We start from the raw sequence: 22,403 nt of genomic DNA on the forward strand, positions 1-22,403 counted from the left end.
GTGGTCCCGCTGTCGCCGGGACCGAGGGCCGCCGTCGGCCCGGAGGACGGGATCAGGCTCCGCCCGGCCGTGTACCAGGGTGCTCGACGCGGGTGACGAACGCGGCGAGGTCGGCGACGACCCGTTCGGGCTGTTCCCAGTGGACGCAGTGGCCGGTCCCGGGGTAGGCGAGGAAGTCCGCGCCGTGGACGGCGTCCAGGATGGTCTGCTGGTCCTCGCGGGGCAGGAACTCGTCCTGTTCACCCCAGACGACGAGCGTGGGCACGAGGATGCCCCCGAGGGTCGCGCGGAGGTCGGTGTCGAGGAGGCCGCGCAGGGTGTCCTTCCAGACCTGGGCGGGAACCTTGAGGTTCTCCTCCACCATCGTCTCGACGAAGCCGCGGGCGATCGGGCGGGCCACCGTCTCGGCCAGGAAGTCCTCGACGAACGCCCGGGGCACCGGATCGGACAGGGCTTCCACGGTCTTCGCCGTCTCGGTCACCGACGGCTTGTCCGCGAGCGTGCCGGGGACGCCGAGCAGTACCAGCCCCGCGATGCGGTCGGGGTGGCTGCCGGCGACGATCCGCGCCGGCACTCCGCCGCTGGAGGCCCCGACCAGGAAGGCCCGGGGGATGTCGACCGCGTCCAGGAAGGCCACCACGTCGGCGGCGAAGTCGTCGGGGGTGTACCCCTGCGGGGGCCGGCCGGCGTCGCCGTGTCCGCGCTGCGTGGGCGCGTAGCCGTGCAGCGACGCCGGCAGGCGCCGCAGCAGGGGCTCGAACGACCACCAGGAGTCGGCCAGGCCGTGCACGAAGACGACCGGTGTACCGCTGGGGTAACCGGCTTCGGCGTACGGCAGGACGAGCCCCTCCCGCACCTGCGCGGACTTCAGGGAGATCACGGTCACGGCACCCTGCCTCCTTCCGCCCGGCCGCCGGATCCGGGAACCCGGGGGCGGAGAGCGAGCGGCGATCCCTTCCGACAGTACCGAGGGGCGGCACGCGCCGCGCTGCGAAGCGGCAGGGCCGGGCCGTTCGCGTGAACCGGGGCGCCCGCGCCGCGCACCGGGGCTGAGCACGGGTTCCGTCGGCGGGACCCCCTCCCGCGCGGTCCCCGGGAGCGGTTAGGGTGTCCGTCGTACCGGACACGGGGTGCCCTGCGAGGGCTGAGATCACACCCGTCGAACCTGAACCAGTTCGTACTGGCGGAGGGATGTCTTCCATGCCATTGGCGCATGTTTCCGGCGGGCTGCCCGCCGACGGCCGGCCTGCCGTCTTCGACGGACGGATGCCGGCCGCACCCGGCGATCTGCGGGTGGAGGGGCACGGCATCGAGCCGGTCCCCGAGAACAACCGGTACGGCGGTGCCGGACGCCTGTTCACCGTGTGGTTCGCCCCGAACCTGACCATGACGGGCGTGTTCACCGGCACCATCGGCATCGCCCTGGGCCTGGACTTCACCACCGCCCTGGCCGCGGTGGTCCTCGGCACGGTCGTCGGCGCGCTGCCCACCGCCTATCTCAGCACCTGGGGCGGACTCACCGGAACCGGGCAACTCCCGCTCGCACGGCTCGCGTTCGGCCGTGCGGTGGTGCTGCCCGGCCTGCTCCAGTGGCTGTCCTCGGTCGCCTGGGACGCGCTGATCGGGCTGTTCGGCGGGGACGCGCTGGCGCGGCTGTGCGGCTGGCCGTTCTGGCTCGGCGTGCTGGTGATGATGGCGGCCCAGGGGGCCCTCGGCGTCCTCGGCTACGAAGCCATCCACCGGCTCCAGATCGTCATGACGTTCGTGCTCGCGGTGGCCTTCGCGGTGATCGCCTGGCGGATGCTCGACGGCGTCCACCCCGCGACGACCGGATCAGCGGCCGGTGCCGACCGGACCGGAGCGTTCGTACTCACCAGCACGATCGCGCTGAGCCTGTCGCTGTCCTGGGCGCCCTACGCCGGTGACTTCAGCCGCTATCTGCCGCGCACGACCTCCCGCCCGCGGATGTTCTGGTGCACGCTGCTCGGGCTCGTCGCGTCCTTCGTCGCCGTGCAGGTCCTCGGGCTGTGGGGCGCGTCGGTGCTGACCGACCAGACGGCGGCGGGCGTGGACACGCTGCTCGGCGGCGGCGCGCAGGGCGCGTTCGGACTGCTGGCCGTGGCCCTGGCCGCGGTGTGCAGCAACGCCATGAACGACTACAGCGGTTCGCTGGCCCTGCAGACCCTTGGGGTGCGGATACCGCGCCCGGTGGCGGCCGCCCTGGCCGCCGGTCTCGGCTTCCCGCTGGTGCTGTGGATGCACGCGGCCGACACCACGGCCCGCTTCCAGAACGTGCTGCTGTTCGTGGGGTACTGGATCCCCGGGTTCGTCGCGATCGTCGCCGTCGACTGGCTGGCCCGGGGGCGGGAGCGTGGGGGCGCTCCCCTCGACATCGCCGTCGAGACGGCTCGTACGCCCTCGGGATGGCCCGCGCTGGTGGCCTTCGTCGCGGCGTTCGGCGCGGCCGTGCCGTTCATGGACACGAGCCTGTACGTCGGTCCGGTGGCCGACGCCCTGCACGGCGCCGACCTCTCCTATTACGTGGCGTTCCTCGTGGCCCTCGCCCTCTACGCCCCGCTGCGGCTGCGCCGCCGAGCCTGAGGCCGCCCGCAGCTCCGCCGGTCCGCGGGCCCCACGGCCCCGGATCCGATGCCGTACCCGAGAGGAACCCCTCATGACCGCACCGCCCCGTGTCCTGACGATCGCCGGTTCCGATTCCGGCGGCGGCGCCGGGATCCAGGCCGACCTGAAGACGATGCTCGCGCTCGGCGCCCACGGGATGAGCGTGCTCACCGCGGTCACCGCGCAGAACTCCGTGGGCGTGCAGGGGGCTTGGGAACTGTCCGGGGAGGCGGTACGGGCCCAGTACCGCAGTGTGGTGGACGACATCGGCGTCCAGGCGGTGAAGACCGGGATGCTCTCCTCGCCCGGACTGGTCACCCTCGTCGCCGAGTTGCTGGCCGACGTGGACGCCCCGGTGGTCGTGGACCCGGTGAGCGTCTCCAAGCACGGGGACCGGCTGCTGGCCGACGACGCGCTGGACGCCGTACGGACCCTGCTGCTCCCCCGCGCGACCGTGGCCACCCCGAACCTCGACGAGGTCGCCCAGCTCACCGGGGTGAAGGTGGACGACGAGGCGGGCATGCGCCGGGCCGCCGGGCTGCTGCTCGGGTTCGGTCCCCGCTGGGTGCTGGTGAAGGGCGGTCATCTGCCGGGCCAGGCCGTCGACCTGCTCACCGACGGAACCGCCGAGCACTGGCTGCGCGCGCCGCGCCACGACAACCGGCACACGCACGGCACCGGTTGCACGCTCGCCTCGGCCGTCGCGGTGGGACTGGCCGAGGGGCTCCCGGTGCCGGAGGCCGTACGGCGGGCCAAGGCATACGTGACGGCCGCGATCGAGGCCGGTTTCGCGCTCGGCGCCGGCATCGGTCCGGTGGACCACGGCTGGCGGCTGCGCGGCGCCGGCTGACCCCTCCAGGGCGCCCGTACGGCCTGACGGCTCCCCGACGGTTCCGGGGCGGCTCGCCAGCGACTCCCCGGCGGCTCCCCGGCGGCTCCGGACAGCCTCCCTCCGCCGGGTGCCGGTCACCCCGTCCGCGATCCCCGTCACCTCCTGCTCCCGAAGGTGAACACCCGAGCCCCTTCCGTGCGTACTGATCTGCACAGCGACAGTCGTCTGCCCGCCCGTCGGGTACGCGGACGGGCAGATCCGGATCCAAGGAGCACACCATGAAGGCGACCGCGCAGATCGGCGTCACAGGGCTCGCCGTGATGGGCCGCAATCTGGCCCGCAACTTCGCCCGGAACGGCTACACCGTCGCCGTCCACAACCGGACGCCCGCGCGCACCAAGGCACTGGTCGAGGAGTTCGGGCACGAGGGCTCCTTCGTCGCGGCCGAGTCGGCCGAGGACTTCGTGGCGGCGCTGGAGCGCCCCCGGCGCCTCATGATCATGGTGCAGGCGGGCGCCGCCACCGACGCCGTCATCGAGGAGTTCGCCCCGCTCCTCGAAACCGGCGACATGATCATCGACGGCGGCAACGCGCACTTCGCCGACACCCGCCGCCGGGAGCAGTCGCTGCGCGAGCGCGGCATCCACTTCGTCGGCGCGGGCGTGTCCGGCGGTGAGGAGGGCGCCCTCAACGGGCCGAGCATCATGCCCGGCGGCTCCCCCGAGTCGTACGCGTCCCTCGGCCCGATGTTCGAGTCGATCAGCGCCAAGGTGGACGGCGAGCCCTGTGCCACGCACGTCGGCACCGACGGCGCCGGACACTTCGTCAAGATGGTGCACAACGGCATCGAGTACGCCGACATGCAGCTCATCGGCGAGGCCTACGACCTGCTGCGCCGCGTCGGCGGCTACACCCCGCCGCAGATAGCGGAGATCTTCCGGCGCTGGAACAAGGGCCGTCTCGACTCGTACCTGATCGAGATCACCGCGGAGGTCCTGGCGCACACCGACGCCGCCACCGGGGAACCGTTCGTCGACGTGGTGGTCGACGCGGCGGGCCAGAAGGGCACCGGCCGCTGGACCGTGCAGACGGCCCTGGACCTCGGTTCGCCGGTGACCGCCATCGCGCAGGCGACGTTCGCCCGCGCGGCCTCCAGCCAGGAAGGGCTCCGTTCCGCCTACCGCGGCCTGCCCGGCGGCACCCACTGGGACCTCTCCGCGACCGAGGCCGAGCGCTTCACGAGCCAGGTCGAACACGCCCTGTACGCCTCGAAGCTGATCGCCTACGACCAGGGCTGGAAGATGATCCTGGACGCCGCCTCCGAGTACGGCTGGGACATCGACCTCGGCGAGGTCGCCAAGATCTGGCGCGGCGGCTGCATCATCCGGGCGGCGTTCCTCGACCGTATCCGCGCCGCGTACGCCGTCGACCCGGGCCTGGTCAGCCTGCTGTCCGACGCCGGATTCGCCACCGAGATCAAGGACGCGCAGGTCCCCTGGCGCGAGGTCGTCTCCATCGCCACCCGCAGAGGCGTCCCGGTGCCCGCGTTCTCCGCGGCCCTGTCGTACTACGACACCCTGCGCGCCGACCGGCTGCCGGCCGCCCTCACCCAGGGCCAGCGGGACTTCTTCGGCGCCCACACCTACCGGCGCACGGACCGCCAGGGCAGCTTCCACACGCTGTGGGGCGAGCCGTCCCGGGGCGAGACCGAGATGCTCTGACCCCGGTCCGACCACCTGTGGGTGAGGAGCGGGCCGCACGTCCCGGCGAGGGACGTACGGCCCGCTCCCGTGTTTCCAGCGGTGGCCCGATCACCTTTCGAGCGGGGCCGCTTCGGCATCGTCGACGATCCCCTTCATCACGGCCGCCGGCAACGACGGGTTGGCCGCAGCCGCTTCGCTCACCCGGGGATCGGGGTCGGAGAGCAGGTCCACGATCACCCGCGGCGGGAGCGCCTGATGAGCGGCGGCCCAGGATCTCGCCTCACGGTCCTCGAGGCAGGCGAGCAGGGCTTCGGCCGACGCGCTCGGGTGCCTGGCGATCGCCCGGAACACCTTCTGCCGGGGTGCCGCCTGCCGGGTGAGGTACTCCAGCAGCGCCGGGCTCGCGTCGGGGTTGGCCGCGACCCTGGCGAGGACCCTGGCTCCGTGCCGGTCGACCATGGCGCGCAACAGCCCCTCGGGGAGCCCCGGATGAGGGGCCACGGACTTCACGACCTTCGCGTCGGGGTCACGTGCCAGCGCATCGCGCAGGTCGGACGGCAGATCGAGACGCTGGGCCGCGAGCATGCGCGCCGCCGGGTCCGGGGACGTGACCAGTTCCCTGATCTCGGCGGACGTCGCGGAGGCGACACGAGGAACCAGTGTGGCGCCGATCCTGGCGGTGTGGGCCAGCCGGGTGAGCACGTCGAGCGGCACCCGGGGATGAAGGGCGAGCGCGCGGCGCACCTGGGGGTCGCGGTCCTCCGCCAGCACGCGCATCACCTCCTCGCCGATCGCGGGGTTCTCCGCGAGGTCGGCGCGGACGCCGGGCAGCGGATCGCGGGCGAGCCGCGCGCACACCTGTGGGGGCAGGTCCGGGCGGGCCGCGAGGGCCAGGCGCACCAGATACGAAGGATGGTCCGCGAACTCGGTGACCGCGTCGGTCGGCGTGGCCGGGTTCCCGAGGGCCGCCACCACCAGGTCGTGGACGGCCGACTCGTGGGAGCCGTCGCAGGAGGCGCCGGGAGGCAGTTCGCAGTCCGGCCGGGGGCAGTGCGGATCGTGGGTGAAGGGGATCGCCTCGCGGTCGCACACCGGGCAGCGGCTCACCGGAGGCAGTCCCCGGCCGGTGACGAGCGCGGCCAGGACGTCCGGGGGTGTCGCCTCGTTGACTGCCACCGCGCGGCGGACCCGGACGTGCGGGTGCTCCGCGAGCCTCGCGGCTGTTTCCGGTGTGGTCCACAGCGCCAGCTCGGCGACGACGTCCGGGTCCGGATCGGCGGCGAGCTTCTCCACCACGTCCGCCGGGAGGCCGGGGCAGCCTGCCAGCTTCTCGCGGTGCCGCGCCACGGGGTCCGCGGCGAACAGGCGCGCCCACTCGGGGCTGCCGCCGCCCTGGTCGAGCAGGGCGAGGGCGGTGTCCGGCCGCTCCCGGGCGTCGACGTCGGCCGCCGTCAGCCTGCCTCCGTGGGCGAGCGGCACCCCGGTGTCCGGGTCGCGGGCGAAGAGGGCGACCGCCTGCGCGTGGCCGAGGTCCGGCCGGCCGGCGAGGTCGTGGGCGAGACAGGGGCCGGCGATCTCGATCAGCCGGTCGACCAGCTCGGGCGGCAGGGCCGGGTTGGCGGCGAGGCCGCTCAGGACGGGGTTCACGAGGGGCATCCTGCCCCGGGCCGGGGTCGGTCGGCCCGGGGTTTTCCCGGCGGGGCGTTCACTGGGCGGCGAGTCCCCGCGCCCGGAACTGCTCGCGGACGCGTTCGGTCAGGGCGGGTTCGGGCACGGGGTTGTCCCGCAGCGGGAAGGGGATGCCGAGGGCTTCGTACTTGGGGGCGCCGAGCTTGTGGAAGGGCAGGACGTCGACACGGTCGACGTTCCCGAGTCCGGACAGGAAGCGCGCCAGTCCGTCGATGGGCTCCGGGGCGTCGGTGTGGCCGGGGACCAGGACGTAGCGGACCCACACCGGGACGCCGAGACGGTCGAGCCGGGTGGCGAAGTTGAGGGTCGGGGCGAGCTCGCCGCCCGTGAGCTTCCGGTAGGCGGCGAGGTCGAAGGACTTGATGTCGAGCAGCACGAGGTCGGTGTCGGCGAGGAGGGCGTCGCTCGCGCGGGCGCCGAGGAAGCCGGAGGTGTCCAGGGCGGTGTGCAGTCCGGCCTCCTTGCAGCGGCGCAGCACCTCGCCGGTGAAGGCGGGCTGGAGCAGCGGCTCGCCGCCGGTGACGGTCACCCCTCCCCCGGCGGCGGTGATGAACGGCCGGTACCTCTCGATCTCCTCCATCACCTCCTCGACGGTGGCCTCCCGGCCGTCGCGCATGTGCCAGGTGTCGGGGTTGGCGCAGTACAGGCAGCGCAGCGGGCAGCCGTTGACGAAGAGGACGAACCGGGTCCCGGGACCGTCCACGCCGGTGGACAGGTCCCAGGAGTGGATCCGGCCCGTGGTGGCCGTCCTCACAGCGAGCCGTGGAAGGTGCGGCTGATCACGTCGAGCTGCTGCTCGCGGGTCAGGCGGACGAAGTTGACAGCGTAGCCGGAGACCCGGATGGTCAGCTCGGGGTACTTCTCCGGGTGCTCCATCGCGTCCTCCAAGGTCGCCCGGTCCAGGATGTTGACGTTCATGTGGAAGCCGCCGGAGGCCATGTACGCGTCGAGGATGCCGACGAGATGGCCGGCGCGCTCGGCGGGCACGTGTCCGAGGCCCTCCGGGGTGATCGTCGTGGTCAGGGAGATGCCGTCGCGGGCGTGCTCGTAGGGCAGCTTGGCGACGGAGAGGGCGGAGGCGGCGACCCCGTGCCGGTCGCGGCCGTTCATGGGGTTCGCGCCGGGCGCGAAGGGCGCTCCCGCGCGGCGGCCGTCGGGCGTGTTGCCGGTGTGCTTGCCGTAGACGACGTTCGAGGTGATCGTCAGCACCGACTGGGTGTGCTCGGCGTCCCGGTAGGCGGGGTGTTCGCGCACCTTCGTCATGAAGCTGTCCACGAGGGCGACGGCGATGGAGTCGGCCCGGTCGTCGTTGTTGCCGTACGCCGGGTAGTCGCCCTCGGTCTCGTAGTCGACGGCCAGCCCGGTCGCGTCGCGGATCACCCTGACCCGGGCGTACTTGATGGCGGACAGGCTGTCGGTGGCGACGGACAGGCCGGCGATGCCGCAGGCCATGAAGCGGTGCACGGGGTGGTCGTGTAGCGCCATCTCGATGCGTTCGTAGGCGTACTTGTCGTGCATGTAGTGGATGACGTTGAGCGCGTTGACATATGTCTCCGCCAGCCAGTCCAGCATGACGTCGTACGCCTTCGCCACCTCGTCGTGGTCCAGGTGGTCGCCGGTCAGGGCCGGGGTCTCGGGGGCGATCTGCTCGCCGCTGATCTCGTCCCGGCCGCCGTTGATCGCGTAGAGCAGGGCCTTGGCGAGGTTGACCCGGGCGCCGAAGAACTGCATCTGCCGGCCGACCGCCATGGCGGAGACGCAGCAGGCGATCGCGGTGTCGTCCCCGGTGCGGGGCCGCATGAGCTCGTCGGACTCGTACTGGACGGCGCTGGTGTCGATGGAGACCTTGGCGCAGAACTCCTTGAAGCCGGAAGGGAGTCGGGGCGACCACAGGACGGTGAGGTTGGGCTCGGGAGCCGGTCCCAGGTTGTACAGGGTCTGCAGGAAGCGGAACGAGGTGCGGGTGACCAGCGGACGGCCGTCCTCGCCGATGCCGCCGATGGACTCCGTGACCCAGGTCGGGTCCCCGGAGAACAGCGCGTCGTACTCGGGGGTGCGCAGGAACCGTACGATGCGCAGTTTGATCACGAAGTCGTCGACCAGTTCCTGGGCCCGGGTCTCGTCCAAGGCCCCGCTGTCCAGGTCGCGTTGGAGGTACACGTCCAGGAACGTGGACGTGCGGCCCAGGGACATCGCGGCGCCGTTCTGTTCCTTCACGGCGGCCAGGTAGCCCAGGTACAGCCACTGCACGGCCTCCTGGGCGGTGGCCGCCGGGCGGGAGACGTCACAGCCGTACGTCGCCGCCATCCGGGTCAGTTCACCCAACGCCCTGATCTGCTCGGCGAGTTCCTCGCGGTCGCGGATGACGCGCTCGGTGGAGGGCGCGGCGTCGAGGGCGGCGCGTTCGGCGCGCTTGGCGGCGACGAGCCGGTCCGTGCCGTACAGGGCGACCCGGCGGTAGTCGCCGATGATCCGGCCCCGGCCGTAGGCGTCGGGCAGGCCGGTGATGATGCCGGCCTTGCGGGCGGCGCGCATCGCGGGGGTGTACGCGTCGAAAACGCCGTCGTTGTGGGTCTTGCGGTACGTCCCGAAGACGCGGGTGACGAACGCGTCGGGCTCGTAGCCGTACGCCTTCAGCCCGTTCTCGACCATGCGCAGACCGCCGCCCGGCATGATGGCGCGCCGGAGCGGGGCGTCGGTCTGGAGGCCGACGATCAACTCCCGCTCGCGGTCGATGTATCCGGGCGCGTGCGAGGTGATCGTCGACGGGGTGGCCGTGTCGACGTCGAGGATTCCCTTCCTGCGCTCCTCCGGGAACAGGGCACTGACCTTGTCCCAGACGGCCCGGGTGCGGTCCGTCGGGCCGGCCAGGAAGGCCGCGTCCCCTTCGTAGGGCGTGTAGTTGGCCTGGATGAAGGCGCGGACGTCGATGCGCTCGCGCCAGGCCGTTCCGGTGAAGCCCTGCCATGCCTCGGCCGCCCGGCTCTCGGCCGTCCGGCCCTCGGCGGTCACCGTTGTGGTCACGGCGGTCTCCCCTCGCACAGTGTCGGATGTCGGGGGCGCCTCCGCGCCACCCGTACTGTCGATCCTTGTCGTCGGGGGTGGCCCCGGCGAGGGCCGGACAGTACCGGCGCGGGCCCCCGAAGGCCCTCGTCCCGGGGCCGTTCGGCCCCGGTGGGGTCAGGCCACGGTGGGGTCAGGGAGGCCACGGTGAGGGTCAGGACCTCAGGTCGATGCCGTACAGCGAGATGCCTCCCACGAGTTCACGCCCGGTGACCAGTTCGGAGGCGATCCGGATGAAGACGTCGTGGGGCGAGGCCACCCAGGAACGGGGTCCGGTCCGGGCGAGCCGGTCGTGTTCGGCGGGATCGTCCACCACCCGGGCGCGGCCGGTCACGACCACGCTCCAGCCGGAGTGCGCCGCCGCGTCCACCGCGTCGGCCTCGAACGCGACGACCACCCCGTCGATGGAACGGGCCAGTTCGGAGTCGGCCGGCGTCCGCAGCACGACGGCCGACTCGGCGTCCAGGCTGAAGTTGACCGGCAGGACCGCCGGCAGGGCGTCGCGGGTGTGGACGACCCTGCCGATGGCCGCGGCGCCGAGGCGGTCCAGGCACTCCTGCCGGCCGAGTTCACGAAAACCGTCGTTGGGATTCATCACCGGAGCCAACTCTCACGCGTCGGGGCGGCACAGCGGTACTGCGACGTACGGTCCAGATTCCGGCGGGCGGGACAAAGGAACCAGGGTCCATTGGTCTCGGGAGGACGGAGAGTGGCCGCTTCCCGGGCCGGGGGGAACGGGCGGGTACGGAGTCGTCACGGCGGCACCGGTCCAGGCGGGGTGCCGGGCCCGCGTCCCCAGCCCGGACCGGGGGCCGGGAGGCCGGGAGCCCGAGGAGCCGGGGCCGGGGAGCCGGGGGCCGGGAGCCGGGAGGCCGGGGTCCGGGGGCGGGAGGCCGAGGAGCCGAGGAGCCGAGGCCCGGGGGCGGGAGGCCGGGGAGCCGGGAGGCCGCACGGCATCCGTACCGCCGGGCAGGTCCCCGCCTCACCTGTACCGCAAGGCGGACCCCCGTGGCACCGAACGGCACCCCGTACCGCCAGCCGGATCGCCACGTCACCGAACGGCACCCGTACCGCCGGGCGGCTCCGCGTCACCGGACGACACCTCGAACCGCCGAGCGGCCCCGCGTCACCGGACGACACCTCGAACTGCCGGGCGGCTCCGCGTCACCTGACGGCGATCCGCCTGCCGGAGATCCTTTCCTCGTCGACGCGGACCCACAGGTCGCGCTCCGCGCCGCCGGCCCAGGGACGGCTGTAGGCGAGGGCGTCGAGCCTGCGCACGGCGTCGGGGCGGGTCTCGGCCCGGGCATGCCCCTGGACCAGCACACTCCAGCCCTGGCCGAGGGCGTCGTCGATGTGGTCAACCTCGAAGGCGACCCTGGCTCCGACCGCCGCCGCGGGTGCCGAACCGGGCGCCGTCCTGAAGACGACCGCCCCGTCGACGACGCTGTAGTTGACGGGAAGGACCACGAGCTCGTCGCCGGTGTCGAGGGCGATCCTTCCGACGCCGTGCGTCGACATCCGTGCCCGGCACTCCGCGGGGCCGAGCGCGATCAGCTCGGAGTGCGGGGCGGCCCGCCCCGCGCCCGGCGGCCGATCGGTGTCACCGCCGTGCAGTGCCGCGACGCTGGTGTCGAGGGCGTCCGCGATCTTGATCAGGGCACTCGCCCCCGGCGCCGCCGTGGGCTGCTGTTCCAGGTAGCGGAGGTATCCGGCGGCCACACCCGCACGTACGGCCGCGGCCTCCAGGCTCAGGCCGAGTTCCTCGCGCCGTGCGGTGATGCGCCGGCCCACGTCGCCGGACCCGGTGCGGGGCGGGATCCCGCCCTCCGTGGCCGGTGACGTCCGGTCGAACGTGACGCTTCGTGTGCGCTCTGACATGACCCATCCCTTCCTTCCGCCGGGGTGTCCCGGCGTCCGGGACGTCCCGACAACCGGGCGTCCCGACGACCAGGGCGATCCGGGGACCGGAGTGTCCCGGCGACCGGAGCGATCCGGAGAGCCGGGGCGTCGCGGCCGCCCGGGTTGCCCGGCCTCCCGGGGTTTCCCGACGACCGGAGCCGTTCCGAGGTCCGCCGTGGGCCTCGCGTCGACAACGTCGTCCGGCCCGCGCTGCGGCCTCACATATCCACCCTGACCGGGGCGGATGCCGCGCGCTTGGGCCGGTCGGTCCCCACCGCGGGACCGGGCGGCCCCCGCCACGGCTCGCGCGCACGGCGATCCCCTTGCACTGTTGGGGTGTAACGAGGAGGTGCGGTGCCATGCGCGGAGCACGCGGAGCAGAGGGTGCGAGGCAGTGGTGCTGGCGCTGGCGGAGGAATCCGCTGCGTCGCCGTGACGACGTCTTCGAGGCGTGGATCGTGCTGGTCGTCTGGACGGTGATGGTGCTGGGCGGCGCCCTCGCCGGCCTGGTGACGGCCCGGGCCGCCGACGAGTCCTTCACGCGTCTGCGCCAAGACCGGCACGCCGTCCCGGCCGTCCTGGCCGGCGGTACGGGATCGGCGGTTCCGGCCGGGGAGAGCGCGGTCTACGACCGTGTCCGGGCGACGGTCCGCTGGACGGCGGCGGACGGGAAACCCCGGGTCGGCAGCGCCCTGGTGCCGTCCGGGCACAAGGCCGGAACGCGCGTGACCATCTGGCTGGACCCGCAGGGCCGGCCGACCACGCCCCCTCCGACCCGCAGCGCCGCGGCCACCGAGTCCACGCTGCTGGGCCTCGGCGCCGCCGTGGCCCTGGGCGGCCTGGTCTTCGGAGCCGGCGGCTTCGCCCGGTGGCGGCTGGACCAGCGGCGCTACGCCCGGTGGGAACGCGAGTGGGAGCGGCTGGGCCCCCAATGGGGCCACAAGACACCGTGACCGGCACACCGGTCCCCCGGCCCCGGTGGCACGGCGGCGCGTCGTAAGCGGCAGGGTGTGCGGCGGCAGGTCGTGCGGGATCCCGTGCGGGATCAGGTGAACCACGTCGCCGGGCGAGGTCCAGTCCGCGAGCGGGCGACAAGCGAAACGGCTCAGGCGCTCGTGGTCCGGAACCCCCGAACGATGTGCCGCCGGTGCGGAGTGCGGTGCCAGGGGTCGGGGCCGGAGCGCCGAGGACCCCGGCAACGGCTCCCGGGGTCCTTCGTCTCGCAGGCGTGTCCGTCGGGTCAGTCGTGCGGGATCACCGCGACCGGGGCGGTGGAGTGGTGCAGTACGGCCTGCGTCACCGGGCCCACGTGACCGCCCACCGGGGACGGGCGGTTGCGGCGGCCGACCACGACCAGCGCGGCGTTCCGCGAGGCCTCGACCAGGTGGGGGCCCGCGCCGCCGACGACGGCCTGTTCGCGTACCTCGACGGCGGGGAACTTCTCCCGCCAGGGAGCCAGGACCTCGGTCAGTCGCCCTCGCGCCTCGGTGAACAGCGCCTCGTCGACTCCCGCGTCGACGGCTCCGGCGTAGCCGTAGTACGGCGGCAGGCTCCAGCCGTGGACGACGTGCAGGTCCGTCACCCGGTGGGCGGCCGCGCGGAACGCGAAGGCGATCACGGAGGCGTCCGTGTGCTCCAGGTCGAGTCCGAGGACGACCTCCTCGTGTCCGACGGGCTCCACGGCCGGTGCGTCGGCCCGTACGAGGACGATCGGCGTCCGGCTCCGGGCGACCACGGCCTGCGCGACGGAACCGGTGAGGAAACCGGCGACTCCGCCGAGGCCCCGGGACCCGAGCACCAGCAGCTCGGCGTCCTCGGCGGCGGCCAGCAGCGCGGTGACGGGCTGCTCGGCGACGCGCTCGGCCGTCACGGACAGCCCGGGGTGGTCCGCGACGAGGCGGGCTGCGGTCTCGCGCGGGAGGCGTTCGGCCCATTCGCGCTGCGGGTCCTCCGCCGGCGCCGGAACCGAGACGCCGGCCAGGGGACCGTAGACGTAGGGGTGCCACAGCCAGGCGTGCACGAGACGGAGCGGGGCGTCGGTGCGCCGGGCCTCGCGGGCTGCCCACTCGGCTGCGGCGAGGCTCTCGGGCGAGCCGTCCAGGCCGACGACGATGGTGCGGGACATCTGTGACCTCCTAGGGGATGCGTGATCAGTCTCGTGTTCGCACGGGCGCTCCAGGAGGGGCCGCTGGTCCCCGGCCGGGGCCAACCGGCCCCTGTGGCAGGGGACTTCATTCCTCCGGAACGGCGGTTCCGCTCGCTCGTACGGCTGGTCGGGTGCCCGGGCCGGGCGGGCGGAACCCAGCCCGGTCCAGCGGATCGCGGTGGCGCCCCCGCACACTCGCGGGAGCGTTCCGGCGGGCAGGGCCGAGATCACCTCAGCAGTCCGGGCCGGCGCTCGTAGCGCCCGGCACCGACGACCCCGACGGACGCTCCGCGTGTCGACTCCAACAGTCCGCGTACGGGACGAACGGGCCGCGACGGACGCGCCTCCCCCAGCGGCACCCCGAGCGGCGCCCCACCGGACTGCGTCCGCCCGGCCCACCCCCGACCCCGGGCCCTGGCCCTGGCCTTGGCCCCGAGGCGGAGCTCGTGTGCCGGGGCCGGGCAGGGCCTTCGGCACCGGCTCGTGACCAACGTCCCGCGACCGGGGCCGGACGGCCCCTGGCGGCGGGACGTCCACGGGCGGAGATTCGAGTCGGAAGGTTCGCGGACCGGGAAGGGGCAGGACCATGAGCACGTCCACCACACCCACGATGCTGCGGGCACTGCCCGCCCCGCAGAGGGAACAGCTGCTGCTCCTGGCCCGGGAGGTGTCGTTCCCCGAGGGCACCCGGCTGTTCGAGGAGGGCCGCCGCGCGGACCGGTTCTGGATCATCAGGACCGGCACGGTGGCCCTCGACACCCGGGTCCCGGGCCGCCGTCCGGCCGTGATCGAGATGCTCGGACACAACGAACTCGTCGGCTGGTCCTGGCTGTTCGCCCCGCACGTCTGGCACCTGGGCGCCGAGACGACGAGCCCGGTGCGCGCCTACGAGTTCGACGCCGAGGAGGTCCGGGCGCTGTGCGCGGCCGATGCCGAACTGGGCAGGGCCGTGGCCCAGTGGGCGGGCGGGATCGTCGCCCACCGGCTCCAGTCGGCCCGGACCCGGCTGCTCGACCTGTACGCCCCCTACGGCAGCGGCGGCGCGCGCTGATCGCGCCCGCGGATCCGCGGACCGTCGTCACCAACGACCGAGGAGACACCGTGTACGGCAGGCCCCACATCGTGAGCGACGTGATGACCCGGGCGGTCGTCGCCGTCGGCCGTGCGGCCGGGTTCAAGGAGATCGTGCGGCTGATGCAGCAGTGGCGGGTGAGTGCCCTGCCCGTGGTGGAGGACGGGGGCCGGATCGTCGGGGTGGTCTCCGAGGCCGATCTGCTGCCCAAGGAGGAGTTCCGTGACCACCGTCCCGACCGGCGCACGCGGCTGCGGCGGACGGACGATCTCGCCAGGGCCGGCGGGGTGCGGGCCGAGGAGCTGATGACCTCTCCCGCGGTCACCGTGCGGGCGTCCGCCACGCTGGCGCAGGCCGCCCGGATCATGGCGCACGCCAAGGTCAAAAGGCTGCCGGTCGTCGACGAGAGGGGCGAACTCGCGGGTGTCGTCAGCCGCGGCGACCTCCTCAAGGTGTTCCTGCGCGGCGACGAGGACATCGCCGAGGAGGTCCGCCGGGAGGTCGTGTCCCGCCTCTTCCCCGCGTCGCCCGTGCCCGTGCGCGTCGAGGTGCGCGACGGTGCCGTGATCCTGTCGGGGCGGGTCCACGACACCGCGCTGGTCCCGGTGGCCGCCAGGCTGGTCCGGGCCGTCGAGGGGGTGGTGGACGTGAGCTTCGAGCTCGCGGGCCCGGTGCCCGGCCCGGCCGTCGGCCGCCCGCCGTCCCCGGCGGTGGCGGGCGGCGGTGACAAGATGGAGGAGGACGCGTATGGGGCCGGTCGGCCCTAGTGCATCCGTGCCGGACGGGTCATGATCGACCCGAGCGGGCTCACGGTGCGTGGTCCATTACCGAACAAGGGGTCGTCATGGCCGAGGCGCGTACGTTTTCCGAGCAGAACCCGATCAGGGTCTTCCTGCTGGACGACCACGAGGTGGTACGCCGTGGTCTGACGGACCTCCTGGACGCCGAGCCCGACATCTCGGTGGTCGGCGACGCGGACAGCGTCGAGCACGCCCTGGTGCGCGGCCCCGCGCTGCGGCCCGACGTCGCGGTCCTCGACGTACGCCTCCCGGACGGGGACGGCATCAGCGTCTGCCGCGAGCTGCGCAGCCAGATGCCCGAGCTGTCCTGCCTCATGCTGACGTCGTTCGACGACGAGGAGGCGCTCCTCGACGCGATCATGGCCGGGGCGGCGGGTTACGTGCTGAAGCAGATCAAGGGCTCCGACCTGATCTCGGCGGTCCGTACGGTCGCCTCCGGTCAGTCGATGCTGGACCCGACGACGACCGCGCGGCTGATGCGCAAGCTGCGTACGGACCCGGCCGAGGAGCAGCCCGTCTCGCAGGAACTGGCCGGGCTCTCGCCGCGCGAGCGGGACATCCTCGCGCTGATCGGGGACGGGCTCACGAACCGCGAGATCGGCAAGGAGCTCTACCTGTCCGAGAAGACGGTGAAGAACCACATCTCCCGGCTGCTGGCCAAGCTCGGCGTCCAGCGCCGCGTCCAGGCGGCCGTCCTCGCCAACCAGCTCGAACACCCGGAGACGGCCGGCCACCACACCCCGCGCTGACGGCGTCGGGGCGGGGTCAGGATCGGGGTCACGGCCGCCGTTCCGGCAGCGTGAGCGTGCAGGACTCGCCCGGCGCCACCGTGACCGTGCGGTCCGCCAGCGAGATGTCGACCGGCGGTTCGTCGGACGCCGGGACGTTCACGTTCAACCGGCCCGCGCTCAGGTGCAGTTGGATGCCGCGATGGCCGCGGTAGCGGATCGTGAACCCGTACTCGGACAGCTCGGGCAGCGGGACCGGGTCGAAGCGCAGCGCGCCGCCGCGGGTCTCGAGTCCGGTCAGCCCGCGCTGGACCAGGTCGAGGGTGCCGGCCATCGCGCCCAGGTGGATGCCCTCTCCCGTGGTCCCGCCCTGCAGATCGGCGATGTCCCCGCGCAGCGCCTCGTGGATGTACGTCCACGCCTCGGCACGCCGGGCCCGGCCCAGCACCCAGCCGTGGACCAGGCTGCTCAGGGTCGAACCGTGGCTCGTGCGGCTGAGGTAGTGGTCGACGGTGCGCCGCCACAGGACGTCGTCGAGCTCGTGCCCGAGTCCGCGGAACAGGGCGCCGAGTTCGGCGGGCGAGAACAAGTAGCCCAGCATCAGCACGTCCGCCTGCTTCGAGGCCTGGTAGCGGTTGACGCTGTCGCCCTCGGCCTCCAGGATCCGGTCGAGTCGCCGGATGTCGCCGTACCGTTCGCGGTAGCCCTCCCAGTCGAGCTCGGCGAGATCCCCGTACCCCTCGAACTGGCTGACGACGCCGGCGTGGAAGGGCACGTGCAGCCGGCTCGCCACGTCGTGCCAGAGGTCGAGTTCGCCGGGGTCGAGGGCGGTCCGCTCGACGAGGTCCCGGCGCAGCAGCTCGGGCAGCTCGCCGAGCACGTCGAGGGTGCGGGTGAGCACCCAGGAGGCCGTGACGTTGGTGTACGCATTGTCGTCGAGGCCCGGCCGGACGGCGTCCGGGTAGGCGTCGTGGTACTCGTCGGGGCCGACGACACCGCGGATCCGGTAGCGGCCGAGGGTGTCGTCGTACGTGGCGGCGCCGGCCCAGAACCGGGAGATCTGCACGAGCATGTCGATGCCCTTGGTGTGCAGGAACTCGGTGTCGCCGCTCGCCTCGCAGTACTGCCACACGTTGTACGCGATCGCCGAGCCGACGTGGTGCTGGAGCCGCGAGTGGTCGGGCAGCCAGCGCCCCGAGCGGGGGTTGAGATGGAGTTCCTGGGTCTCCTCCCGCCCGTCGCTGCCGCTCTGCCACGGGTACATCGCGCCGCTGCGGCCGGTGTCCTGGGCCGACCGGCGGGCCCGCTCCAGCCGGCGGTGGCGGTAGGTGAGCAGGGCGCGGGAGACCTCGGGGAAGTGGAGGTTCAGATACGGCAGCACGAACAGCTCGTCCCAGAAGACGTGTCCCCGGTAGGCCTCGCCGTGCAGTCCGCGCGCGGGCACGCCGACGTCGAGGTCCGCGGTGTGCGGGGAGAGCGTCTGCAGGACGTGGAACAGATGCAGGCGCAGGATCGGGCCGACGCTGCCGCGCACGTCCATCTCGGCGGTGCGCCACAGCTGCCGCCAGGCCGTGCAGTGGCTGTCCAGCAGGGTCCCGAAGTCCCCGGCCCGGCCGACCCGGTCGACGGCGGCGTCCAGCGGGTCCGTGATCGCGGCGTCGTGGGAGGTGTGCAGGGCCACGGTCTTGTCGACGGTCACGGTGCGGCCGTCGGCCAGCGCGATCCGCAGCGTCTGGGCGGCGTGCCCCGGGGTGTGCGCGTCCGTGGTCTCGGCGGGCGTGTCGGTGACGGTCCTGGCGGCCAGTCCGATGCCGGTCCGGGAGGCGGAGGTGCGGCAGCGCAGCCATACGGTGTCCGGTTTTCCGGTGCCGGTGCTCAGGTCGGTGAGGTGCTGCGCGTTCAGGGAGCGGTAGCGCTCGACTCCGCTGTTGGTGACCGTCCCGTCCAGGGCCGACTCGATCTCGACGGTGCCGGACCAGCCCTCGGCGGTGATCTCCGTGCGGAGTGCGGCCAGATGGGGGTCGGCCATGTGGACCAGACGCAGCTGGCGCAGGTGGAGGCGCCGGCCCTCCTCGTCCTCGTAGCGCGCGGTGCGTTCCAGGGTGCCGGCGAGCAGGTCGAGGCGCAGCCGGTGGTCGAGGAGCCGGTGGGAGTCGGGGGTGAGCCAGGTCCCGCCGGCGGTCCGCACGCGCAGCGGCAGCCAGTTGGGGAGGTTGACCATGTCCTCGTTCTCGACCCGCTGTCCGGCCACGTGCGAGGTCAGACGGTTGTAGCAGCCGGCCGCGTAGGTGCCCGGGTAGTGGACGGAGTCGGCGGCGCACTCGGGGGCGGCGCCGCGGGTGGCGAAGTAGCCGTTGCCGAGGGTGCACAGGGATTCGCGCAGGCGTTCCTGCGCCGGGTGGTAGCCCTCGTATTCCCAGGTGAGGTCGTCCATGCGTCCATCCTCGGGTACGGGTGGCCCGCCGTCCTCGCGGCACGCGCGGGGCGGCGGGCCGCTGCCGTGCGCGCCCGCGGTCGGCGCGTCCGGTCACGGTGGTGCCGTGCTCCCGGTGCGGGAGCGGCCGCTCAGCCGGTCCAGCTCCAGTCCGCGACCTCGGGCAGGTCGGTGCCGTGCTCGCGGATCCAGGTCGCGTGGCGGGAGCGGGCGTCGGCCATGCGCTGGCGCAGGGCGGCGGCGCGGACGCCGAGGCCGGGGACGCGGTCGATGACGTCCATGACCAGGCGGTAGCGGTCCATGTCGTTGCGGACGACCATGTCGAAGGGGGTCGTGGTGGTGCCCATCTCCTTGTAGCCGCGCACATGGAGGTTCCGGTGGCCGGTGCGGCGGTAGGCGAGGCGGTGGATCAGCCAGGGGTAGCCGTGGTAGGCGAAGATGACCGGCTTGTCGGCGGTGAACAGGCCGTCGTACTCGAAGTCGCTCATCCCGTGCGGGTGTTCCTCGCGCGGCAGGAGCCGGGTCATGTCGACGACGTTGACGACCCGGACGGCGAGTTCGGGCAGATGACGGCGCAGCAGGTCGGCGGCGGCCAGGATCTCCTGGGTGGGGACGTCCCCGGCGCAGGCGAGGACGACGTCGGGCTCGCGGCCGGCGTCGGCCGTGCCCGCCCAGTCCCAGATGCCGGCGCCGCGGGCGCAGTGGGCGCGGGCTTCGTCCATGGACAGCCAGTCGAAGCAGGGCTGTTTGCCGGCGACGACGACGTTGACGTAGTCGCGGCTGCGCAGGACGTGGTCGGCCACGGACAGCAGGGTGTTGGCGTCCGGCGGGAGGTAGACGCGCACGACCTCGGGGCTCTTGCTCAGGACGTGGTCGACGAAGCCGGGGTCCTGGTGCGAGAAGCCGTTGTGGTCCTGGCGCCAGACGTGCGAGGTGAGCAGGTAGTTGAGGGAGGCGATCGGGGCGCGCCAGTGCAGTTGGCGGGAGGTCCTCAGCCATTTGATGTGCTGGTTGACCATGGAGTCGACGATGTGCACGAAGGCTTCGTAGCAGGAGAAGAGTCCGTGCCGGCCGGTGAGGGTGTAGCCCTCCAGCCAGCCCTGGCAGGTGTGTTCGGAGAGGATCTCCATGACGCGGCCGTGCCGGTCGAGGTGTTCGTCCTCCGGCAGGGTGCCGGCCTGCCAGGCCTTGCCGCTGGCGGCGAAGACGGCCTGGAGCCGGTTGGAGGCGGTCTCGTCGGGGCCGACGAGCCGGAAGTCTCGGCGCTCGGAGGTCCTGCTCATGACGTCCTCGAGGAGGTCGCCGAGGACGCGGGTCGGTTCGTGGAGGGTCGCACCGGGCTTGTCGACGGGGACGGCGAAGCGTTCCAGGGGCGGCAGCGGCAGGTCGCGCAGGAGGAGGCCGCCGTTGGCGTGCGGGGTGGCGCCGAGGCGCCGGTCGCCCTCGGGGACGCAGGCCAGGACGTCGGCCACCGGCCGTCCGTCGGCGTCGAAGAGTTCCTCGGGCCGGTAGGAGCGCAGCCAGGTCTCCAACTGCCGCAGGTGCTCGGGGTTCTCGCGGACCTGGGCGAGGGGTACCTGGTGGGCGCGCCAGGTGCCCTCGACGGGTTCGCCGTCGACCTCGGCGGGGCCGGTCCAGCCCTTGGGGGTGCGCAGCACGATCATGGGCCAGCGGGCGCGCTCGGTGACGCCCTCCTCGCGGGCCGTGCGCTGGAGGAGGGCGATCCGGTCCAGTGCCTGGTCGAACGCGGCGGCCATGGCGCGGTGCACCCGGGCGGGGTCGTCGCCGGTGACGTGGAGCGGCTCGTGGCCGTATCCCCGCAGCAGTTCGTCGAGTTCGGCCTCGGGGAGCCGGGACAGCACGGTCGGGTTGGCGATCTTGTAGCCGTTGAGGTGCAGGACCGGCAGGACGGCACCGTCGTGGACCGGGTCGAGGAACTTGTTGGAGTGCCAGGACGCGGCGAGGGGTCCGGTCTCCGCCTCTCCGTCGCCGACGACACAGGCGACCAGCAGGTCCGGGTTGTCGAAGGCGGCGCCGTAGGCGTGGGCGAGGGAGTAGCCGAGCTCACCGCCCTCGTGGATGGAGCCGGGCGTCTCGGGGGCGACGTGGCTGGGCACTCCGCCGGGGAAGGAGAACTGCCGGAACAGCGTCCCCATGCCCTCGCGGTCGCGGGGCACGGAGGGGTAGGTCTTGCTGTACGTCCCCTCGAGCCAGGAGTTCGCCAGCACGGCCGGACCGCCGTGCCCGGGGCCCCAGACGCACAGCGCGTCCAGATCGCGTGCCTTCACGACGCGGTTCAGGTGGGTGTGGACCAGGTTGAGGCCGGGAGAGGTGCCCCAGTGGCCGAGGAGCCGGGGCTTGATGTGCGCGGGCTTGAGGGGCTCGGTGAGCAGGGGGTTGGCCATCAGATAGATCTGGCCCACGGCAAGGTAGTTGGCGGCCCGCCAGTGGGCGTCCAGCGTGCGCAGTTCGTCGTCGGTCAGTACCGTGCTGTCCTGGTGTCCGGCCTTGGGCATGGTGACTCCGTGGGTCATCGGGGCAGGTGGACGAGGCGGTTCGTGGCGGCGCTTCACAGGAGGCGTGGTCGGGTGGAGGAGGAGGCGGCATGGCCGGCGAGAAGACGGCGAAGGTGCCGCTCGCGGCGTACGAGCGGGAGCTGCTGCGGCTGCAGACGGAGCTGGTGAAGCTCCAGGAGTGGGTGCGGACCGAGGGGGCCCGCGTGGTGGTGGTCTTCGAGGGCCGGGACGCGGCGGGCAAGGGCGGCACGATCAAGCGGGTGGCGGAGCATCTGAACCCACGCATCGCGCGGATCGCGGCGCTGCCGGTACCGACCGAGCGCGAGCGGACCCAGTGGTACTTCCAGCGGTACGTGGAGCATCTGCCGGCGGCCGGGGAGATCGTGCTGTTCGACCGCAGCTGGTACAACCGTGCCGGGGTCGAGCACGTCATGGGTTTCTGCACGAAGGAGGAGCACCAGCTCTTCCTGCGGCAGTGCCCGATCTTCGAGCGGATGCTGGTCGAGGCGGGAGTGCTGCTGCGCAAGTACTGGTTCTCGGTGAGCGACGCCGAGCAGCAGAAGCGGTTCCGGCGCCGGCTGAAGGATCCGACGCGGCGCTGGAAGCTGTCCGCCATGGACCTGGAGTCCATCACCCGCTGGGAGGCGTACTCCCGGGCGAAGGACGAGATGCTGGTGCACACGGACATCGCCGAGGCGCCCTGGTACGTGGTCGAGAGCGACGACAAGCGCCGGGCCCGGCTCAACATGATCGCCCATCTGCTGTCCACGGTTCCCTATCACGAGGTGCCGCCGCCGGTGCTGGAGCTGCCCGACCGGCCGGCGTCGACGGGTTACGTCCGCCCGCCGCGCGATCTGCAGACCTACGTCCCCGACCACGCGGCGGGTCTCTGACGC

17 protein-coding genes and 1 riboswitch are annotated in these 22,403 nt (G+C 73.0%); of the genes, 8 read left to right on the forward strand and 9 right to left on the reverse strand.

Features of this window, described 5'->3' with window-relative positions; translation table 11 throughout:
* Positions 1-52 precede the first annotated feature (52 nt).
* A complete protein-coding gene (locus tag IO36_RS02685) occupies positions 53-886 on the reverse strand; it encodes an alpha/beta fold hydrolase (RefSeq protein ID WP_051899937.1) in 834 nt (277 codons plus the stop codon).
* Positions 887-1,116: 230 nt separating this feature from the next.
* A riboswitch (TPP riboswitch) is annotated at positions 1,117-1,209 on the forward strand.
* Between IO36_RS02685 and IO36_RS02690 the strand changes: the two genes are divergently transcribed.
* The 3 genes from IO36_RS02690 to gndA all read left to right on the forward strand — a co-directional run bounded on the left by IO36_RS02690 (position 1,201) and on the right by gndA (position 5,175).
* Positions 1,201-2,601 carry a purine-cytosine permease family protein gene (locus IO36_RS02690; RefSeq protein WP_037615612.1) on the forward strand — a complete coding sequence of 467 codons (1,401 nt, stop codon included), beginning with the start codon at positions 1,201-1,203 and terminating at the stop codon, positions 2,599-2,601. Its footprint overlaps the riboswitch before it by 9 nt.
* 73 nt (positions 2,602-2,674) lie before the next feature.
* The gene (thiD, locus tag IO36_RS02695) at positions 2,675-3,472 is read left to right on the forward strand and encodes a bifunctional hydroxymethylpyrimidine kinase/phosphomethylpyrimidine kinase (RefSeq protein ID WP_037615614.1); all 798 of its coding nucleotides are present in this window, start codon (positions 2,675-2,677) and stop codon (positions 3,470-3,472) included.
* A 260-nt stretch (positions 3,473-3,732) separates the two neighbouring features.
* The gene (gndA, locus tag IO36_RS02700) at positions 3,733-5,175 is read left to right on the forward strand and encodes an NADP-dependent phosphogluconate dehydrogenase (protein ID WP_037615617.1); all 1,443 of its coding nucleotides are present in this window, start codon (positions 3,733-3,735) and stop codon (positions 5,173-5,175) included.
* 90 nt (positions 5,176-5,265) lie between these two features.
* Here the strand turns inward: gndA and IO36_RS02705 are convergent, their stop codons facing one another.
* The 5 genes from IO36_RS02705 to IO36_RS02725 all read right to left on the reverse strand — a co-directional run bounded on the left by IO36_RS02705 (position 5,266) and on the right by IO36_RS02725 (position 11,790).
* A complete protein-coding gene (locus IO36_RS02705) occupies positions 5,266-6,804 on the reverse strand; it encodes a hypothetical protein (protein WP_037616119.1) in 1,539 nt (512 codons plus the stop codon).
* A gap of 58 nt (positions 6,805-6,862) precedes the next feature.
* Positions 6,863-7,600 (reverse strand): pyruvate formate-lyase-activating protein, encoded by a 738-nt coding sequence (pflA, locus tag IO36_RS02710; protein WP_037615620.1) that lies wholly within the window; start codon positions 7,598-7,600, stop codon positions 6,863-6,865.
* A complete protein-coding gene (gene pflB / locus IO36_RS02715; RefSeq protein WP_037615623.1) occupies positions 7,597-9,870 on the reverse strand; it encodes a formate C-acetyltransferase in 2,274 nt (757 codons plus the stop codon). Before pflB ends, pflA begins: the two co-directional genes overlap by 4 nt.
* A 193-nt stretch (positions 9,871-10,063) precedes the next feature.
* The gene (locus IO36_RS02720) at positions 10,064-10,504 is read right to left on the reverse strand and encodes a pyridoxamine 5'-phosphate oxidase family protein (RefSeq protein WP_037615638.1); all 441 of its coding nucleotides are present in this window, start codon (positions 10,502-10,504) and stop codon (positions 10,064-10,066) included.
* A 569-nt stretch (positions 10,505-11,073) separates the two neighbouring features.
* Entirely contained in the window at positions 11,074-11,790 is a 717-nt protein-coding gene (locus tag IO36_RS02725; RefSeq protein ID WP_078942967.1) for a helix-turn-helix domain-containing protein, read from the reverse strand.
* Between the two features lie 380 nt (positions 11,791-12,170).
* Between IO36_RS02725 and IO36_RS02730 the strand changes: the two genes are divergently transcribed.
* Positions 12,171-12,764: a DUF3592 domain-containing protein gene (locus tag IO36_RS02730; RefSeq protein ID WP_037615639.1), complete on the forward strand. Its 594-nt coding sequence runs from the start codon at positions 12,171-12,173 to the stop codon at positions 12,762-12,764.
* A 287-nt stretch (positions 12,765-13,051) separates the two neighbouring features.
* Here the strand turns inward: IO36_RS02730 and IO36_RS02735 are convergent, their stop codons facing one another.
* Positions 13,052-13,936 carry a universal stress protein gene (locus tag IO36_RS02735; RefSeq protein WP_037615640.1) on the reverse strand — a complete coding sequence of 295 codons (885 nt, stop codon included), beginning with the start codon at positions 13,934-13,936 and terminating at the stop codon, positions 13,052-13,054.
* 607 nt (positions 13,937-14,543) lie between these two features.
* On the opposite strand from IO36_RS02735, the gene IO36_RS02740 reads away from it, so the two are divergent.
* The 3 genes from IO36_RS02740 to IO36_RS02750 all read left to right on the forward strand — a co-directional run bounded on the left by IO36_RS02740 (position 14,544) and on the right by IO36_RS02750 (position 16,578).
* Positions 14,544-15,008, forward strand: coding sequence for a cyclic nucleotide-binding domain-containing protein (locus IO36_RS02740; protein ID WP_037615641.1), 465 nt, complete (start codon positions 14,544-14,546; stop codon positions 15,006-15,008).
* 50 nt (positions 15,009-15,058) lie between these two features.
* Positions 15,059-15,796 (forward strand): CBS domain-containing protein, encoded by a 738-nt coding sequence (locus IO36_RS02745; RefSeq protein WP_051899939.1) that lies wholly within the window; start codon positions 15,059-15,061, stop codon positions 15,794-15,796.
* 77 nt (positions 15,797-15,873) lie between these two features.
* Positions 15,874-16,578, forward strand: a complete 705-nt coding sequence (locus tag IO36_RS02750) for a response regulator (protein WP_037615643.1) — start codon at positions 15,874-15,876, stop codon at positions 16,576-16,578.
* 28 nt (positions 16,579-16,606) lie between these two features.
* Here IO36_RS02750 and IO36_RS02755 read toward each other — a convergent pair whose 3' ends face one another.
* Both IO36_RS02755 and IO36_RS02760 read right to left on the reverse strand, forming a co-directional pair.
* A complete protein-coding gene (locus IO36_RS02755; RefSeq protein ID WP_037615647.1) occupies positions 16,607-18,991 on the reverse strand; it encodes a glycoside hydrolase family 65 protein in 2,385 nt (794 codons plus the stop codon).
* A 131-nt stretch (positions 18,992-19,122) separates the two neighbouring features.
* Positions 19,123-21,507, reverse strand: coding sequence for a phosphoketolase family protein (locus IO36_RS02760; RefSeq protein ID WP_037616124.1), 2,385 nt, complete (start codon positions 21,505-21,507; stop codon positions 19,123-19,125).
* A gap of 89 nt (positions 21,508-21,596) precedes the next feature.
* On the opposite strand from IO36_RS02760, the gene ppk2 reads away from it, so the two are divergent.
* Positions 21,597-22,400, forward strand: coding sequence for a polyphosphate kinase 2 (gene ppk2, locus IO36_RS02765; RefSeq protein ID WP_037615649.1), 804 nt, complete (start codon positions 21,597-21,599; stop codon positions 22,398-22,400).
* Positions 22,401-22,403: the final 3 nt, after the last annotated feature.

It is taken from the genome of Streptomyces aureus (genome assembly GCF_000725495.1).
GTDB classification, from domain to species: Bacteria; Actinomycetota; Actinomycetes; order Streptomycetales; family Streptomycetaceae; genus Streptomyces; species Streptomyces aureus_B.

Coding starts and splice junctions, on each gene's coding strand:
- IO36_RS02690 (WP_037615612.1), top strand. CDS start 1,201: ATGCCATTGGCGCATGTTTCCGGCGGGCTGCCCGCCGACGGCCGGCCT.
- thiD (WP_037615614.1), top strand. CDS start 2,675: ATGACCGCACCGCCCCGTGTCCTGACGATCGCCGGTTCCGATTCCGGC.
- gndA (WP_037615617.1), top strand. CDS start 3,733: ATGAAGGCGACCGCGCAGATCGGCGTCACAGGGCTCGCCGTGATGGGC.
- IO36_RS02720 (WP_037615638.1), bottom strand. CDS start 10,504: ATGAATCCCAACGACGGTTTTCGTGAACTCGGCCGGCAGGAGTGCCTG.
- IO36_RS02725 (WP_078942967.1), bottom strand. CDS start 11,790: ATGTCAGAGCGCACACGAAGCGTCACGTTCGACCGGACGTCACCGGCC.
- IO36_RS02730 (WP_037615639.1), top strand. CDS start 12,171: ATGCGCGGAGCACGCGGAGCAGAGGGTGCGAGGCAGTGGTGCTGGCGC.
- IO36_RS02735 (WP_037615640.1), bottom strand. CDS start 13,936: ATGTCCCGCACCATCGTCGTCGGCCTGGACGGCTCGCCCGAGAGCCTC.
- IO36_RS02740 (WP_037615641.1), top strand. CDS start 14,544: ATGAGCACGTCCACCACACCCACGATGCTGCGGGCACTGCCCGCCCCG.
- IO36_RS02750 (WP_037615643.1), top strand. CDS start 15,874: ATGGCCGAGGCGCGTACGTTTTCCGAGCAGAACCCGATCAGGGTCTTC.
- IO36_RS02755 (WP_037615647.1), bottom strand. CDS start 18,991: ATGGACGACCTCACCTGGGAATACGAGGGCTACCACCCGGCGCAGGAA.
- IO36_RS02760 (WP_037616124.1), bottom strand. CDS start 21,507: ATGCCCAAGGCCGGACACCAGGACAGCACGGTACTGACCGACGACGAA.
- ppk2 (WP_037615649.1), top strand. CDS start 21,597: ATGGCCGGCGAGAAGACGGCGAAGGTGCCGCTCGCGGCGTACGAGCGG.